The following is an 18,004-nucleotide window of genomic DNA, read 5'->3' as shown; positions in this document are numbered from 1 at the left end:
CTTTCAGGTTACAGGTGTGTTGGCTGCCCTCGGTTACCCGAATCACTGACGGGTGTCAGCTCATCGGGATGCCCTCAGTTGCAGCCTTCCTGCACCACGAAATCTATAGGGGATTGCCTAATTCGATGGTCATCTTTCAGGTTACAGGTGTGTTGGCTGCCCTCGGTTACCCGAATCACTGACGGGTGTCAGCTCATCGGGATGTCCTCAGTTGCCGCCTTCCTGCACCACGAAATCTATAGGGGATTGCCTAATTCGATGGTCATCTTTCAGGTTGCAGGTGTGTTGACTGCCCTCGGTTACCCGAATCACTGACGGGTGTCAGCTCATCGGGATGCCCTCAGTTGCCGCCTTCCTGCACCACGAAATCTATAGGGGCCTGGTTTAGCCCCTATTGCCTCGTGCCGCAATAATGGCATCGGCAACATTGCGTGGTGCTTCGGCGTAGTGCTTGAACTCCATGGTGTAGGTTGCACGGCCTTGTGACATTGAGCGCAATACGGTGGAGTAACCGAACATTTCGGATAACGGCACTTCTGCGCGGATAATCTTCCCGCTGCCAATCATCTCCTCCATGCCCTGTACCATGCCACGGCGTGAAGAGAGATCACCCATCACGTTACCGGCGTACTCTTCCGGTGTTTCCACCTCGACGCTCATAATCGGCTCCAGAATCACTGGTGATGCTCGTTTGACCGCCTCTTTGAAGCCAAAGATCGCCGCCATTTTGAACGCCAGCTCAGATGAATCGACCTCGTGATAGGAGCCGAATGTTAGGGTCACTTTCACATCTACCACCGGATAACCGGCTAAAACCCCGGTATTGGTGGCTTCGATCACCCCTTTTTCTACTGCGCCGATAAACTCACGGGGAACCACGCCGCCTTTGGTGGCATCGACAAAGGCAAAGCCGCTGCCCGCCGGCTGTGGCTCAAGGGTAAAGACCACATGACCATATTGCCCTTTACCACCGGATTGGCGAACAAATTTACCCTCCACATCGGTCACGGTTTTGCGCACTGTCTCACGATAGGTCACCTGCGGCTTACCGATATTGGCTTCCACCCCAAACTCGCGTTTCATGCGGTCGACAATGATCTCCAGATGTAACTCACCCATACCGGAGATAATGGTCTGGCCGGACTCTTCGTCAGTACGAATGCGGAACGACGGATCTTCCGAGGCCAGCCGTTGCAGCGCGATCCCCATCTTCTCCTGATCCGCTTTGGTCTTCGGCTCAATCGCCTGCGAAATCACCGGCTCAGGGAACTCCATGCGCACCAGTGTAATCACCGCATCTGGGTCACACAGGGTTTCACCGGTGGTAACATCCTTCAAACCGACACAGGCGGCGATATCACCGGCACGTATTTCGTCCACCTCGATCCGGGTATTGGCATGCATCTGGACGATACGACCAATACGCTCTTTCTTGCCGCGAATTGGGTTGTAAACGCTGTCGCCTTTGCGCAGTACACCAGAGTAGACGCGCACGAAAGTCAGCTGGCCGACATAGGGGTCGGTCATCAGTTTGAACGCCAGCGCCGAGAATTTCTCATTATCATCGGCCTGACGGCTCACTTCGTTGCCATCTTCATCGGTGCCACTGACCGGTGGAATATCCACTGGTGATGGCATCAGTTCAACCACGGCATCTAACATGCGCTGCACCCCTTTGTTTTTAAAGGCGCTGCCACACATCATCGGCTGGATTTCACCGGCAATAGTACGGATTCGCAGACCCAGGGTTATCTCATCCACGGTCAGATCGCCGCTCTCCAGATACTCTGTCATCAGCGCCTCAGAGGCTTCAGCCGCTTCAGCAACCATCTTCTCGCGCCACTCATTGGCGGTCGCCAGCAAGTTTTCTGGAATTGGCTCATAGCTGAAGGTCATGCCTTGCGAAGCTTCATCCCAGATAATGGCGCGCATCAGCCGCAGATCCACCACGCCGGTGAAGTGATCTTCACTGCCGATCGGGATTACGATCGGCACCGGATTGGCTTTCAGGCGATCAATCATCATCTGGCGCACGCGGAAGAAATCAGCACCGGGACGATCCATCTTGTTGACGAACGCCAGACGCGGCACCCGGTATTTATTGGCCTGACGCCAGACGGTTTCTGATTGCGGTTGTACGCCGCCGACCGCGTCATACACCATGACTGCACCGTCGAGTACCCGCATGGAGCGCTCCACCTCAATGGTGAAATCCACATGCCCAGGGGTGTCGATAATATTAATGCGGTGCTCCGGCAAGGTATGGTCCATCCCTTGCCAGAAGCAGGTCACGGCAGCCGATGTAATGGTAATGCCACGTTCCTGCTCCTGAGCCATCCAGTCGGTAGTTGCGCCGCCATCATGCACTTCACCCAGCTTATGACTAACGCCGGTGTAGAACAAAATACGCTCAGTGGTGGTGGTTTTACCGGCGTCGATGTGGGCTGAGATACCGATGTTGCGATAGCGCTCGATAGGAGTTTTACGTGCCATATGAAGTCCTTAGTAGATAATGGCAATTTCGGGGCGGGCGGTTTGATGCTCTGCCGGGAAGTTGTGTGGTTATGTGCCAGGTGATCCTTGATGATCACATGATCGCGATCAGTATAGTCTCATTGTACTAATATACACGTACAATTTAATTATTTGTTCTGAAAGTGTGCAATAATGGCGATAAGTCAGGGTTGGAGAGGATTTCAGCATGACACTAGAATTATGAGTAGGGTCGAGATGAAGTATAGGCTATATTGCCGCCGGCTAAGGGCCAGTCGATGTGGCCAAATCAGACCATGTGGGGGATATTTGCCCAAGGCTGTCGTTTATCAATAGGAACACTATGATTGCAAATCACCCTGAGCGTGAGCAGATCCGTTTGGAAAATGTGCTGACGGCTTTAGGTAATCCGCTGCGGTTAGCGGTGGTTCGTCGGCTAGCCGCCGGGGGCGAACATGCTTGTGGCACCTTGGTGCAGGGGCTATCTAAATCAACCCTGACCCATCATTGGCGTGTGTTGCGTGAAAGTGGCGTTATCTGGCAGCGGCCCTGCGGACGTGAGAGTTTATTATCACTGCGGCGTGAGGATATTGATGCCCGTTTCCCCGGGCTGTTGGCTGTGTTGCTGAGTGCAGTAGAGAATGATGCAACCACGGATGAGTCAACGGCGGCCGCATCTGTCGTTAAAATACAAAACACCCGATGAAGTTCATCAGGCGTTTTAAGGCTGAAATGTGTCAACCTATATCAGGACTCGTCAACCAGTAGGGTGCTTAAAAAATATTCAAATTTTTATCTGAAATAACTGCCCTGGGTGATTTATTCAGCCCCAGTGAAACCACTGGGGCTGAATAGTAATCTTAACCGCAGCGATTACATCTTGATGCCTGAATCTGCTGGAAGAAGTCATTACCTTTATCATCAACTAAAATAAAGGCGGGGAAATCTTCCACTTCAATCTTCCAGATGGCTTCCATACCCAGTTCCGGATATTCCACACATTCCAGACTCTTAATACTATTTTGCGCCAATACCGCCGCAGGGCCGCCGATACTGCCCAGATAGAAGCCGCCATGTTTATGGCAGGCGTCGGTGACCTGTTGGCTGCGGTTACCTTTTGCCAGCATGATCATGCTGCCACCGTGGGATTGCAGCAGGTCGACGTAAGAGTCCATGCGGCCCGCGGTGGTTGGCCCGAGTGATCCCGAAGCATAACCTTCCGGTGTTTTCGCCGGGCCTGCGTAGTAGATCGGATGATCTTTAATGTATTGCGGCAAGTCTTCGCCATTATCCAGCCGCTCTTTTAATTTGGCATGGGCAATGTCACGGCCAACAATAATAGTGCCGCTCAGTGACAGGCGGGTTGAGACCGGATACTGCGACAGCTCTTTTAATATTTCTGGCATCGGGCGGTTAAGGTCGATTTTAACTACTTTACCTTCGTTGCTCTGGCGCAGATGTTCTGGGATATATTTCCCCGGATTTTGCTCCAGTTTTTCCAGCCAGATGCCCTTGCGGTTAATTTTGCCTTTGATATTACGGTCGGCAGAGCAAGAGACCCCCATCCCGACAGGGCAGGATGCACCGTGGCGAGGGAGGCGCACTACGCGCACGTCATGAGCAAAGTATTTGCCGCCAAATTGCGCACCCAGCCCCAACTCTTGGGCGGCTTCCAGCAGCTCCTGCTCCAGCGCGATATCACGGAAAGCTTGCCCATGCTCATTCCCTTCCGTCGGCAGGCCATCATAATATTTGGTTGAGGCCAGTTTGACAGTTTTGAGGGTGCTTTCAGCGGAGGTGCCGCCGATAACAAAGGCGATATGGTAGGGCGGGCAAGCCGCAGTACCCAAGGTGCGCATTTTCTCAACCAGATACTCTTTCAACTTGCCCGGTGAGAGCAGTGCCTTGGTCTCCTGATACAGATAGGTTTTGTTCGCCGAACCGCCGCCTTTGGTGACGAACAGGAACTTATAATCCTCCCCTTCGGTGCTGTAGAGGTCGATCTGTGCTGGCAGGTTGGTGCCGGTGTTCACTTCCTTATACATATCCAGCGCTGCGTTTTGTGAGTAGCGCAGGTTATCTTCGATAAAGGTGTTATACACGCCACGAGATAGCGCTTCGGCATCATTGCCGCCAGTCCAGACGCGCTGGCCTTTTTTCCCCACGATAATCGCAGTGCCGGTATCCTGACAGGTCGGCAAAATCCCTTTGGCGGAGATTTCGGAGTTGCGCAGGAATTGTAGGGCTACGTATTTATCGTTTTCGCTAGCCTCTGGGTCATCCAAAATTGCGGCGACCTGTTTTTGGTGAGCGGGGCGAAGTAAGAAGGAGGCGTCGTGGAAAGCATGTTGGGCGAGGAGGGTCAGGGCTTCTGGCTCGACTTTCAGCATGTCGTGGCCTTCAAACTGTGCAACCGAGACGTGATTATTACTGACAAGGTAATACTCAGTATCATCTTCCGTTAGCGGGAAGGGATCCTGATAGTGGAACGGTTTGTTTGACATATTTTTCTCACATTCAACATCAGTTAGCGAAAGCGTTCGATAACAGAAACAATCGTTAGCAGAACCAAGCCGATATATTTTTAACTATGACTTTGGTCATGATCCTACTATAGATTGTGATGGTGACGCGATGGCTCCACCCTCTTTATAAAGGGTGGATCTCATTTTCCGCACTTATCGATGGCTCTGACAGCATCACAGTGGGAAACTGGCTGACCGCCATGATATATCGCTGCAATCAGCCCTCAATGCAGCACAAGTTGCGGTGAGTTACTCGGCATCCACATTCGAGATAACTTGTTCCACATCCTCCAGCGAGCCGATTTTCACTTCCCCAGTCCGGCACATTTTACTTTTATCAATCAATAAAATGGATTGTGTGGCGCGCTTAAGTAGCATGGTTTTGAATTCGGCGTTAAAGGGGTTTGAGTCCCACAAAATGCCATCAGTATCCATGCCCTCACAGGAGAAGATAAACAGATCAATCTCGATGGTTTTCAGCAGCGAAAAGAGCGCTGGATTCACGTAGCAGGCATATTTGCGCTGTAAGTGGCCGCCCGCACTTATCAATTCGATATTCTGATGTTTCGCCAACTCCTGACAAATCCGCACGCTGTTGGTAAACACCGTGATATCAATATCTGGCAGCTTTTTGGCTAAATACCAGCAGGTGGAGCTGGCATCCAGCGCAATCACCATCCCGCTTTCAATCAGTGACAGTGCATGGTCGGCAATGCTGGCTTTGCTGGAGAGGTGGCTTTTCAGCCGAGTGGTGAAGGGGTCGCCGCTATCTTTGGTTGCTCGCTTGATGCTTTTTGCGCGCCCATGCTGACGGATGATCAAGCCCTGAGCCTGTAACTCATTCAGATCACGGCGAATTGTTTCCTGACTGACCGCCAGCAAGCGGGCCAGATCGGCGGTCGTCAATGTCTCTTGCTGTTTGAGGTGTTGCAGAATTTCCTGGTGACGAGACGCTTTCATGATCCTCTCCGTCAGCAAAGCCATCTATTTCATACCAAAGAGTACCAACATGAAATAGATGGCTAAAGGGGTGAGGTTACGTGATCACTCGATTAAAAAACAGGCGTTACCCCCTTCTTTAGCAGAATATTGCCGTACTTGGCGGTCTCTCCTGTGATAACGATCGCAAATGCTTGCTGAGCACGTTGGTAAAACGCAAAGCGCTCAATGCGCTCTACGGGTAACGCCTTTTGAGTGCCAAACAGGGCGCGTAAATAGCGTCTCTCAACCGAGGCATCCAGTGTGTCGCCATCAACGGCGGCCATCATCACCAGTGGTGGTGCGTAACTGTCCAGTTCAAACAGTGGAATGGTGGCTTCCAGCAGTGCACTGACGGATAACCCATCAGCACGAATCACCTGCGGCCCGCCATTTCTACCCAAGGTATGGGCCGGAAAATGGGCGTCTGAGAAGATAATCTCATCACCGTGTCCCATTTCAGCCAAGGTTTTTAGCAGTTGTGGCGACAGCAACGGCGAGATGGTTTTAAGCATGACACTCTCCTTTCAAAGGCATAGTTTACAATGACATAGTTTCAAATGGCATAGTTTCGGCTATTAGGGCGGTGCTGGTGGTCAATGCCTGATAGAGCGGTTGTTGGTCACCCGGCTGATAATATTGGTAACGATAGTTGACCTGCGCCCGCGCCTCTTCAGCACTGGCGTAGTAACCGGCCGCGCACCAGGCAAACAGTGCCGCACCCAACACTGTTGTTTCGGCTTCATCAATCACTTTCACTGGCAAGTTGAGTACGTCAGCTTTGATCTGATTCCACAATGTATTGCGGCTACCCCCGCCGACCAGCAGCAACTCACGAGTGCGGAACTCACCAATTTTCTCCAGCACGGCCAGATTGTTTTTCAATTGCCAGGCCAGTCCTTCAAGTGCGGAACGATAAAAATGCCCACGCCCACTCGACAGTGATACCCCTTGCCAGCCGCCGGATAGAGGGTGGCGGCTGTTGCCCAGCAAGTTACAATCCATGCGCACGCCGTCAGCCCCCGGAGCTATCATCTTGGCTTCGGCAATCATCTGCTGGTAAACATCGGCACAGGCGGCATCATGCCAATACAGCTGCCGAACCCACTCCAGGACACCTGATGCCAGCCACTGCAAACCGGGGTTAAAGAGCTGTGGACAGCTGTCCAGTTCACAGGTGGAACCCGCAAACTGGGGTAGTAGGGCGGTGTTCACTTGCGGCGTACGCACCATTAGAATCTCCCAGGTGCCAGATGACAGCACCGGTTGATCTAGCTCGGCACCGGAACCAAATAGGGCGAACTGAGTGTCGTGACCGGCTGAGATGACCGGTATACCTGGTGGTAGCCCCAGTTCGGCGGCGCTGCCCGGCAGTAGCGGGCCGATGATTTCACCGGCAGCGACCATCGCTGGGAAGAGATCGGCGTGAATACCTATTTTTTGTAAAATTGCGCTGCTGAATTGTTCACGTTTCACATCCAGCAGTTGGCTGGTGCCCGCCATGGTGCGGTCGGTGGTAAATTCTCCGGTGAGGCGCTGGTTGATCAACGAGGAAATAAAGAGCCAGGCATGGGCCTGCTCAACTAAATCGGGCCGGTTCTCTTGTAGCCAGATCAGCTTGTACAGCGTGTTGAAACTGAACTGACCAATGCCGGATATCTGCTGCAATTTTTCAGCCGAGATATAGCGGGCGATATCCTCCATCACCGCCACTGTGCGCGGGCACTTCCAGCTGATAATCGGGTAGAGCATATTGCCTTTGGCATCCACCAGTGCGCCATCTACGCCGAAGGTCGTCACCGTGACAGCATGGATCTTATCCTGCTGAATCTGTGGCAATAATTGGCGGCAACACTGGGCGAAACTGTGCAATATGCCCTCCAGCGGCCATAACTGCCATTGCGGATTGGCCGGGTCGGGCAAACTCTGGTTAGGTAGCACCGCTTTAGCGACCACCACCCCATGGGGATCAACGGCAATCGCCCGAATATTGGTTGCGCCACAATCCAAAACAATGACCACATCGCGCTTCATAAATACTCCTGCTAACAGCAAGGATTGTTATTTGACTCAGGTGAGGCGCGTCCCCCACCTGAGTCAGGTCAGCTAACGTCATTCAAAAATCGCGACTCACTGTTTTTTGTATAACGGGCCGTAATTCTGACAAGCGCGGTAATCCTGCCCTTCGATATCCATACCGTGTGCGCCCCAAGCCGTTGGCCGGTAAACACTCTCCTCTTCCACATTGTGCATACAGACCGGAATACGCAGCATTGATGCCAGTGTAATTAAGTCCGCACCCACGTGGCCGATAGTCAGCACTCCGTGGTTCGCGCCCCAATTTGCCATCACTGAATAGACATCGTTAAATGGCCCTTTACCGGTCAGACGCGGCGCAAACCAAGTGGTTGGCCAGCTTGAGTCGGTGCGCTTATCCAGGGTGTCATGAACTGATTTTGGCAACTCAACACTCCAGCCTTCGGCAATTTGCAACACTGGCCCGACACCTTTAATCAGGTTGATGCGGCTCATGGTAAATGGCACACCGCCACGGGTCAGGAAACGGGAGGAGAAGCCGCCGCCACGGAAATATTCATGGATCGCCGGGCACCATTCGGTGGCCGCCAGACAAGCATCGGCCTCTTGCTGACTGATTTGCCAGTGCGGCTTAATCGTCGGTTTACCTTGGGCATCATTTTGGCGGCAAGTGCCATCCAGTGCGGCTGAACCTGAGTTAATCAGGTGGATAATGCCGTGTTCAGCAACCCCCTCCAGTTGATGACCAGTGACCCGTTGCACCGCCTCGGGTGACCAGTAAGTGCGGACGTCGGCAAAGATCTGCGCGGTGCCCGTGAGGGTATGGCCAAATAGCATCGCCACGCCGTTCAGACTGTCATTTTCGGTGGCGATAACCATTGGCTCGCGCACCCCATTCCAGTCAAATGAGCTATTGAGCAAGGCTTCGGCGGTATCGCCATTGGGGTATTGATCTGTCCAGTGGCGTTGACCCTGGAAACCGGCGGCAATGGCGTTATAGCCCAGCGCCTCCTCACCAAAACCTTTAGCTGCCAGTGTTGGGTTGCCCTGCATCATGTCGCGAATACAGAGCGCCATTTGCAAACTTTCGCGCAGCACCGCACGGCTACTCTCTGCTGAACGGCGATACTGTTCGGCATTTTTATCCGGCCCATATTTGAAGTTGTTGTCCGCCCATGACAGTGCCAGTTCCAACTCTTGCTCATCATAGATTTTGTGATCAATGCGCCGACGCAGTTCGGTCATATCAACCGCCTGGACTTTCATCCCTAACCAAGACTCAAAGAAGTTGTGGTCAACGATAGAACCGGCAATCCCCATCGACACCCCGCCAAGGGAGAGATAACTTTTGCCTTTTAAGCTGGCAACCGCCAAACCTGCGCGGGTAAATCGCAGCAGTTTTTCCTGTACGTCGGCGGGGATGCGGGTGTCATTGGCATCTTGTACGTCATGACCATAAATGGAGAAAGCAGGCAACCCTTTCTGATTGTGTGCCGCCAGTGCCGCCGCCAGATAAACCGCGCCGGGGCGCTCAGTACCATTGAAGCCCCAAATGGCTTTCGGGCGGAACGGATCCATATCGATAGTTTCACTGCCGTAGCACCAGCAAGGTGTCACGGTGATGGTCAGCCCGATATTTTGGGCGCTGAATTTATCGTCACAGGCGGCAGACTCGGCCATTCCGGCAATACAGGTGTCGGCAATCACACATTCAACTGGCGTACCGCAAGGGTGACGCACCACTTCTTGCAGAAATTCCGCAGTGGCGCGGGCCATTTTCATGGTTTGCTCTTCCAGTGATTCACGGACACCCATTCTGCGTCCATCAATAACCGGGCGAATGCCAATTTTTGGTAACTTAATTGTTGTTTTCATCATTGATCCTTGTGTTCTTTAGCGAAATTTGATTTATCATTCGCCGATGGAGTTAATTCACCGGCGTAGTTTTGAATTTGGCGAAAATAAAGATAATGGCGAAGCAGAGTGCTGGAATAAGTTCAGCTGTCGGTATATTCCCCGCAGCATCACTGACCAGACCCATAATAGGGGTGACAATACCGCCACCGACAATGGTCATTACAATAATAGACGCACCATATTTTGTGTCTTGATTTAGGTTCTTAATCCCTAAAGAGAATATGGTCGGATATTGTATTGACATAAACATACTGCATAACGTGAGTGCTAATAATCCGATATGGCCACCAAACGCGGCGGAGACAATACATAACAGCATCGAAATAAATGCATATGCTGCTAATACTTTCTCTGGCGCAAAGCGGGTAATTAACCAGGTGCCGCTGAATCTACCAATAAAGAAACAGACCATGGTCGCGGTGAGATAATTAGCTGCATAGCCAGGGGTGATATTCGGCAACTCTTCAATAGCATAGCGAATTAAATAACTCCAACATGCAGTTTGAGCGCCGACATAACAGAACTGTGCTAATACAGCCCAACGCCAATGAGTTATTTTTAATAAGCGCGGCAATGAAGAGAAGAATGATCCATTATGTGTATCGTCAGACTCACTTTTTATTGTTGGGAAGCGGGTGATAAGAATTAATAGCGCAACAAAAATGACCACCGCCACAATAATCAAATAGGGCAATTGAACCGCTTTTACCAGGCTATGGTGGTAGCTATTTAAATCCTCGGCCGACAATTTATCTAATACTTCCTGTGTCTGATGGGGAACATTGGAGAGTATTAAACTTTGTCCGAACACCACGGCAATAATGGCACCGAAGGAGTTAAAGGTCTGTGCCAGATTGATACGGAAATGCCCGGTCTCCTCCGGCCCCAATACAGTAACAAAGGGGTTGGCGGCAGTTTCAAGGCAACCTAAACCTGCGGCGATAATAAATAAGCCGATTAAAAACAAGGTGTAATTCATTGTTTCAGCGGCAGGCCAAAACAAAGCAGCACCAAAGGCGTAGAACAGCAATCCAGTAATGATCCCCGCTTTATAGCTGAATTTTTTCATCAAGATCCCTGCGGGGATGGGGATCAAAAAGTAGCCAAAATAGAAGGATGACTGAATCAATCCGGCTTGAAAATTGGTTAAGGTAAATGCCTGTTGAAACTGCGGTAATAAAATATCATTCAAGTTATTTGCTACTGCCCAAAGGAAGAACAGTGAGCACAGCAATGCAAAAGGAATCAGATATCTTTTTTTATTAGCCGACTCGTTACTTATCGAGGCGGAAATTTTGGTGCTATCTGTTTGTATGAGTATGTTTCCCATGGTGCCCTCGTCGGATGAAGTTGCACTTATTTAGCTATTTTTAACTGTTTTTAACTATTCAATGAAACGTAATAATCGGCGAAAATCTTTTACTTAATGAATGATATTTTTGTTTCCCATGACTGATATGAGTCGCAGAGTGACAAATTTAAAATATCCTCATTGCGATAAGTTCCGTTATTTATAAGGTAAAAGATTCTAAAAAGTATGAGCTGAATCACATTGATAACTCAATGCTGATATTTTGTGATGATAGTCACTTTAAATAAAAGCATTTCATGACCGTTTGAAATGAATTGTGTTTCAAATACACAACTGCAATGACCGATTTTTCTATTTTCATCACAAACGGTCAATTCTTGAAGGCTAACTGCTTATTTAACCAATCAGCAGCGCCTTGACCGTTTAATTATATTGTTTTTCCAAACGGACATTTTATAAAAAAAGATAATCACGAAATGCCAGTTAAGTCATAAATAGTCATGACATGGCTCACATTTTTATATGATTTATTTTTAAGATTAATTAAATGAGCGAATGATATATCTCATATTAACCATCGTAATGTTCATTAGCTCGTATCTATTATTCAATTAATTTTATATTTAGGTATTCGTATCCTAAGAGAGGAACAAATGAAGAGAGAAGCACTGGCGCGCGATATTATCAATACTTGCCTGGAAATGACTCGCTTGGGCTTAAATCAGGGGACGGCCGGCAATGTTAGTGTGCGCTATCAGGATGGATTTCTGATTACACCATCCGGTATTGCTTACGACAAACTGACCGAGTCGCACATCGTTTATATCGATGCTAGCGGTCACCATGAAGCGGGCAAAGTTCCCTCCAGCGAGTGGCGTTTTCATCAGGCGGTCTATCAGACCCGGCCAGATGCGAATGCAGTGGTCCATAACCACTCTGTCCATTGCACGGCGGTTTCAATTCTTAACCGCCCAATTCCGGCGATTCACTACATGATTGCTGCCGCGGGTGGTGATGATATTCCTTGCGCCCCATACGCCACTTTTGGCACCAAAGCGCTGTCGGAGCATGTCGCGGTGGCGATGAAACATCGTAAGGCGACACTACTGCAACACCACGGTTTAATTGCCTGTGAGGAGAGTCTGGCTAAAGCGCTGTGGCTGGCCCATGAGGTAGAGGTGTTGGCAACACTGCTGTTGGCTATCTTGCCGATTGTCGATGAGGTTCCGGTGTTATCCAAAGAGGAGATCAGTGTGGTTTTGGAAAAATTCAAAACCTACGGTTTGCGCGTCGAAGAGTAGCTTTGAGGCCAAAAGAGGCGTTTTTGGGTAAAAATTAGTGGCGGTTAAAAACACCGAGGAGTCATCATGAACAGAATGATTTTAAATGAGATGTCGTGGTTTGGTCGTGGTTCACTGGCAGCACTGGCCGATGAAGTTGAGCGGCGTGGCTATCAAAAAGCGCTGGTGGTGACGGATAAAATGCTACTCGAATGTGGCGTCGCGACTCGCCTAATCAATCGGTTGGAGCAGGCTGGCCTGGATTTTACGGTTTTTGATGCCGTCAAACCCAATCCCACCATCAACATGGTGCAGCAAGGGGTTGCCGCCTTTCGCCAAAGTGGGGCGGATTACCTGATAGCCCTAGGCGGTGGTTCACCGCAAGATACCTGCAAAGCCATCGGTATCATCATTAATAACCCTGAATTTGCTGATGTGCGCAGTCTGGAAGGGGTGGCCGACACCCACAATTCTAGTGTGCCGATTCTGGCTATCCCAACCACCGCCGGTACTGCGGCAGAGGTCACCATTAACTATGTGATTACCGACGAAGAGCGGCGGCGCAAATTTGTTTGTGTCGATCCCCATGCCATTCCGGCGGTGGCGTTTATTGATGCCGATATGATGGACAGTATGCCAGCCGCCCTTAAAGCGGCCACTGGCGTGGATGCCTTGACCCACGCGATCGAGGGCTACCTGACGAAAGGGGCGTGGGAGCTAACCGATGCCCTGCATCTTAAAGCCATTGAGGTCATCAGTCGCTCATTGCGTGCCTCGGTGCAAGGAGATGCGGCCGCAACCGAAGATATGGCACTGGGGCAGTATATTGCCGGCATGGGATTTTCGAATGTGGGGCTAGGGTTGGTGCATGGGATGGCGCACCCTTTGGGGGCGTTTTATAACATGCCCCATGGTGTCGCCAATGCCATTTTATTACCCTATATCATGCGCTATAACGCCGCTTATACCGGGGAACGTTTCCGCCAAATCGCTATGGCGATGGGGGTCGATAATGCGTTGAATTCGCCGCTGGAACAGGTGCGGGAACAAACTATTCAGGCGGTAATTGCATTGAATCGTGATATTGGCATTCCAGCCTCCTTGAGTGCCGTAGGGATGCAGGCCGATGATATTCCGGCACTGGCCGCCGCTGCATTTGCTGATGTCTGTACCGGGGGAAATCCGCGTGAAGCCTCAGTTGATGAGATTATGGCGCTGTATCATCAAGCGTGCTGATTAGAACGGTTATCCATCACAAATTCATCATAAAGCCGTGAGGAGGGGGTAATCCTCATTGCTTTATTGATACCAAACAACTCCCGCACTACCCAAAAAGGGTAGGGTCATACTGGCGGGGGCGGTCTATTTATTATCCTAATTATAACAATTGCTGTAGTGGCACTCAGGTGCCGCTTCTGATCTCTCTTCCCCTCCCGCGGAATTACTCATTTTTTTGAATTAATCGGATTTCACCCATTGCGGGTGTCCTCCCTTTTCTGGAATGCAACCAAGTGGGAATCTTATGAAAGAGACCAACGAATCCCGACTGTTAACGGCAGAAGTCACGCGCCGCAAACTGGTCAAAACCACACTGGTCGGCGGCCTTGCCGTGGCAACAGGGGCATTTTCGCTACCCTTTTCCCGTACCGCTCAGGCTGTTCAATCTGCCATTAACCCCGCCACTGCTGACGATGGCAAAGTTGTCTGGAGTGCCTGCACGGTTAACTGCGGCAGTCGCTGCCCGCTGCGTATGCATGTGGTGGATGGCGAAATAAAATATGTCGAAACCGATAACACCGGTGATGATGATTTTGATGGGCTGCATCAGGTGCGAGCCTGTTTACGTGGCCGCTCGATGCGCCGACGGGTCTATAACCCAGACCGCCTGAAGTACCCGATGAAGCGCATTGGTGCGCGCGGAGAGGGTAAATTCAAGCGGATTTCGTGGGAGGAGGCGTATGACACTCTCGCCGCCAGCCTACAACACATCATCAAAGATTATGGTAACGAAGCTATTTATCTGAATTACGGCACAGGGACACTGGGCGGCACCATGACCCGCTCCTGGCCGCCGGGTTCAACCCTTATTGCGCGGCTGATGAATTGCTGTGGCGGCTACCTCAATCATTATGGTGACTACAGCACCGCGCAGATTGCCGCCGGTTTGAACTACACCTATGGTGGCTGGGCTGATGGCAACAGCCCGTCAGATATCGAAAACAGCAAGCTGGTGGTGCTGTTTGGCAACAACCCCGGTGAGACACGAATGAGTGGCGGTGGTGTCACCTATTATCTGGAGCAGGCGCGGGAAAAATCCAATGCCAAGATGATTGTGATTGACCCCCGTTATACTGATACCGCTGCGGGCCGTGAGGATGAGTGGATCCCACTGCGACCGGGCACTGATGCCGCACTCGCCTCTGCGCTGGCCCATGTGATGATCAGCGAAAATCTGGTCGATCAACCGTTCCTCGACCAATACTGCGTCGGTTATGACGAGAAAACCCTGCCGGAAAGTACGCCCAAAAATAGCCATTATAAAGCCTATATTTTGGGGCAGGGGGCCGATAAAACCGCCAAAACCCCGCAGTGGGCGGCCGCCATCACCGGCATTCCAGCTGCAAAAATCATTAAGTTGGGGCGCGAAATAGGTTCGGTCAAACCGGCTTATATCGCGCAGGGATGGGGGCCGCAGCGCCATGCCAACGGCGAAAACAGCAGCCGCGCCATTGCGATGCTAGCTATCCTGACCGGTAATGTGGGCATTAATGGCGGCAACTCCGGCGCGCGTGAAGGCTCTTATGGTTTGCCGTTTGTGCGGATGCCCACCTTGGAAAATCCCGTCAAAACCAGTATTTCCATGTTCTTGTGGACAGATGCCATTGAGCGTGGCCCGGAGATGACCGCCACCCGTGATGGTGTGCGGGGCAAAGATAAGCTGGATGTGCCAATTAAGTTTATCTGGAACTACGCCAGTAACTGCCTGATTAATCAGCATGCTGAAATCAACCGCACCCATGACATTCTGCAAGATGATAAGAAATGCGAAATGATTGTGGTAATCGATAACCACATGACCTCGTCGGCTAAGTACGCCGATATTATCTTGCCCGATTGCACCGCCTCCGAGCAGATGGATTTCTGCCTCGATGCCTCCAGTGGCAACATGGCGTATGTGATTTTTGCTGATCAGGTGATCAAACCGCGCTTTGAGTGTAAAAACATCTATGAAATGACCAGTGAACTGGCAAAACGCATGGGGGTCGAGGCGCAATTTACCGAAGGGCGCACACAGGAGGGGTGGTTACGTCACCTCTACCAGCAGTCGCAGCAAGTGATCCCTGAGCTGCCCTCTTTCGAGACGTTCCGCGAACAGGGCATCTTTAAAAAGCGCGATCCGGCGGGTCACCATGTGGCTTACCAAGCTTTCCGCGCTGATCCTGTGGCCAATCCACTCACCACTCCCTCGGGCAAAATTGAGATCTATTCCGCTGCGTTGGCACAGATTGCCGCCACTTGGGAGCTGCAACCCGATGACGTTATCGATCCACTGCCGGTCTATGCCGCCGGTTTTGAGAGCTTTGACGACCCGCTTAATCAGCAATACCCGTTGCAGCTCACGGGCTTCCACTACAAAGCCAGAACTCACTCCACTTACGGCAATGTTGATGTGCTGAAAGCCTCCTGCCGCCAGGAGATGTGGATTAACCCGATAGATGCCGGAGAGCGCGAGATCAAAAACGGCGATATGGTGCGGATCTTTAATGGGCGTGGTGAAGTGCAAATCAATGCCAAAGTGACGCCACGTATGATGCCGGGGGTGGTCGCACTGGGTGAGGGGGCGTGGTATAGCCCGGATGAGAAGCGCATTGATCGGGCGGGCAGTATCAACGTCTTGACCACGCAGCGCCCTTCTCCATTGGCGAAAGGGAACCCCTCCCACACCAACCTCGTTCAAGTCAGCAAGGCATAAGGAGCTAACAGATGACGCAATATGGTTTTTACATCGACTCCAGCCGTTGCACTGGGTGCAAAACTTGCGAGCTGGCTTGTAAGGATTTCAAAAACTTATCCACTGACGTCAGCTTTCGCCGCATCTACGAGTATGCCGGTGGTGATTGGCAGCAGGATAATGGCGCATGGCATCAGAATGTGTTCGCTTACTATCTCTCCATCGCCTGTAACCACTGTAGTGATCCGGCCTGTACCAAGGTCTGCCCGAGTGGTGCTATGCATAAGCGGGATGATGGTTTTGTGGTGGTGAACGAAGACATTTGTATCGGTTGCCGCTACTGCCATATGGCTTGCCCTTACGGCGCGCCGCAGTATGACGAAACAAAAGGGCATATGACCAAGTGTGACGGCTGCTACGAGCGCGTCGCCGCCGGTAAAAAGCCGATTTGTGTCGACTCCTGCCCACTGCGAGCGCTGGATATGGCGCCGATCGATGAACTGCGTGAGAAGTATGGCGAGTTGGCTGAGGTCGCGCCACTGCCCGCCGCCCATTTCACGCTGCCCAATATTGTCGTGAAACCGAATGCCAACAGCCGCCCGGTCAGAGATACCACCGGTCATCTGGCAAATCCGAAGGAGGTATAACATGGGTACGGGATGGCATGAATGGCCACTGATGCTCTTTACAGTTCTGGGGCAGTGTGTGGTCGGGGGCTTTATAGTGCTCGGTCTGGCACTAATATTTGGCGATTTGAGTCGCGGGCAGCAGCAGCGGCTGCACCGCAGCATGTTGGTGCTGTGGCTACTGATGGCACTGGCCTTTATCGCCTCGACACTGCATTTAGGTTCGCCAATGCGGGCATTCAATTCACTCAGTCAGGTTGGTGAGTCGGCGCTGAGCAATGAGATTGCCGCGGGTTCAGCCTTCTTTGCGGTGGCTGGCTTTTACTGGCTGTTGGCGGTCTGGGGCAAAATGCCCGCTATGCTTGGCAAAATATGGTTGACGGTGGCAATGGTCTTGGGCGTGGTATTTGTTTATGCCATGTGTCGAGTCTATGCCATTGATACGGTGCCGACTTGGGACAACCTCTACACCCCGCTGGGCTTTGTCTTGACCGCGCTGATTGGTGGGCCGCTGTTGGGCTATCTGCTGCTGCAACTGGCTGATATTAATGGGCGCATGATGCTACAACTGCCGATGATCACTCTCCTGGCGCTGATTGTCAGTGTGGCCAGTGTCATCATGCAGGCGGCGAGTTTGTCGACTCTCTACAGCTCAGTTCAGCAGGCAGCCTACCTCATCCCCCATTACGGCACACTGATGGTCTGGCGCTTGGTGCTATTGGTACTGGGGTTGGGGTGCTGGATCTGTCCGCTGATCCGAGGCCGCACGCCGATGATGCTCGGCCTGATATTTGCCATGCTGCTCATTATTGCTGGTGAATTGATTGGGCGCGGGGTGTTTTACGGGCTGTATATGACGGTGGGTATGGCGGTGGGAGGCTGAG

At 51.5% G+C, this 18,004-nt stretch carries 13 protein-coding genes; 6 read left to right on the top strand and 7 right to left on the bottom strand.

Annotation, left to right across the window (positions count from 1 at the left end; all coding sequences use genetic code 11):
• Nucleotides 1–384: 384 nt before the first annotated feature.
• Nucleotides 385–2,493 carry an elongation factor G gene (gene fusA, locus FFE93_RS16935; protein WP_005274058.1) on the bottom strand — a complete coding sequence of 703 codons (2,109 nt, stop codon included), beginning with the start codon at nt 2,491–2,493 and terminating at the stop codon, nt 385–387.
• Nucleotides 2,494–2,836: 343 nt separating this feature from the next.
• Here fusA and FFE93_RS16930 point away from each other — a divergent pair, with 343 nt between their 5' ends.
• Nucleotides 2,837–3,199, top strand: a complete 363-nt coding sequence (locus FFE93_RS16930; protein ID WP_138775618.1) for an ArsR/SmtB family transcription factor — start codon at nt 2,837–2,839, stop codon at nt 3,197–3,199.
• 154 nt (nt 3,200–3,353) lie between these two features.
• Here FFE93_RS16930 and fumA read toward each other — a convergent pair whose 3' ends face one another.
• The 6 genes from fumA to fucP all read right to left on the bottom strand — a co-directional run bounded on the left by fumA (nt 3,354) and on the right by fucP (nt 11,280).
• The gene (fumA, locus tag FFE93_RS16925) at nt 3,354–4,997 is read right to left on the bottom strand and encodes a class I fumarate hydratase FumA (RefSeq protein WP_005274053.1); all 1,644 of its coding nucleotides are present in this window, start codon (nt 4,995–4,997) and stop codon (nt 3,354–3,356) included.
• 270 nt (nt 4,998–5,267) lie between these two features.
• Nucleotides 5,268–5,978 (bottom strand): L-fucose operon activator, encoded by a 711-nt coding sequence (fucR, locus tag FFE93_RS16920; protein WP_032897775.1) that lies wholly within the window; start codon nt 5,976–5,978, stop codon nt 5,268–5,270.
• A gap of 92 nt (nt 5,979–6,070) precedes the next feature.
• A complete protein-coding gene (fucU, locus tag FFE93_RS16915; protein ID WP_005274044.1) occupies nt 6,071–6,511 on the bottom strand; it encodes an L-fucose mutarotase in 441 nt (146 codons plus the stop codon).
• A 25-nt stretch (nt 6,512–6,536) separates the two neighbouring features.
• Entirely contained in the window at nt 6,537–8,030 is a 1,494-nt protein-coding gene (fucK, locus tag FFE93_RS16910; RefSeq protein ID WP_138775616.1) for an L-fuculokinase, read from the bottom strand.
• Nucleotides 8,031–8,126: 96 nt separating this feature from the next.
• Nucleotides 8,127–9,908, bottom strand: coding sequence for an L-fucose isomerase (gene fucI / locus FFE93_RS16905; RefSeq protein WP_032897773.1), 1,782 nt, complete (start codon nt 9,906–9,908; stop codon nt 8,127–8,129).
• A gap of 52 nt (nt 9,909–9,960) precedes the next feature.
• Nucleotides 9,961–11,280 carry an L-fucose:H+ symporter permease gene (fucP, locus tag FFE93_RS16900; RefSeq protein ID WP_005274037.1) on the bottom strand — a complete coding sequence of 440 codons (1,320 nt, stop codon included), beginning with the start codon at nt 11,278–11,280 and terminating at the stop codon, nt 9,961–9,963.
• A gap of 635 nt (nt 11,281–11,915) precedes the next feature.
• Between fucP and FFE93_RS16895 the strand changes: the two genes are divergently transcribed.
• The 5 genes from FFE93_RS16895 to FFE93_RS16875 all read left to right on the top strand — a co-directional run bounded on the left by FFE93_RS16895 (nt 11,916) and on the right by FFE93_RS16875 (nt 18,003).
• On the top strand, nt 11,916–12,563 hold the full coding sequence (locus tag FFE93_RS16895; RefSeq protein WP_005274033.1) for an L-fuculose-phosphate aldolase: 648 nt from the start codon (nt 11,916–11,918) through the stop codon (nt 12,561–12,563).
• A 66-nt stretch (nt 12,564–12,629) separates the two neighbouring features.
• Entirely contained in the window at nt 12,630–13,778 is a 1,149-nt protein-coding gene (gene fucO / locus FFE93_RS16890) for a lactaldehyde reductase (RefSeq protein WP_082153394.1), read from the top strand.
• Between the two features lie 286 nt (nt 13,779–14,064).
• Entirely contained in the window at nt 14,065–16,515 is a 2,451-nt protein-coding gene (gene dmsA / locus FFE93_RS16885; protein ID WP_005274028.1) for a dimethylsulfoxide reductase subunit A, read from the top strand.
• An 11-nt stretch (nt 16,516–16,526) separates the two neighbouring features.
• Complete coding sequence (locus tag FFE93_RS16880) at nt 16,527–17,141, top strand: DMSO/selenate family reductase complex B subunit (RefSeq protein ID WP_005274026.1); 615 nt, start codon at nt 16,527–16,529, stop codon at nt 17,139–17,141.
• 1 nt (nt 17,142) lies between these two features.
• Nucleotides 17,143–18,003, top strand: coding sequence for a DmsC/YnfH family molybdoenzyme membrane anchor subunit (locus FFE93_RS16875; RefSeq protein WP_138775614.1), 861 nt, complete (start codon nt 17,143–17,145; stop codon nt 18,001–18,003).
• Nucleotide 18,004: the final 1 nt, after the last annotated feature.

Source organism: Yersinia sp. KBS0713, from assembly GCF_005937895.2.
Lineage (GTDB): Bacteria > Pseudomonadota > Gammaproteobacteria > Enterobacterales > Enterobacteriaceae > Yersinia > Yersinia bercovieri.
The sequence above is the reverse complement of the archived record's forward strand: the minus strand, read 5'-3'. Positions and strand labels throughout refer to the sequence as shown.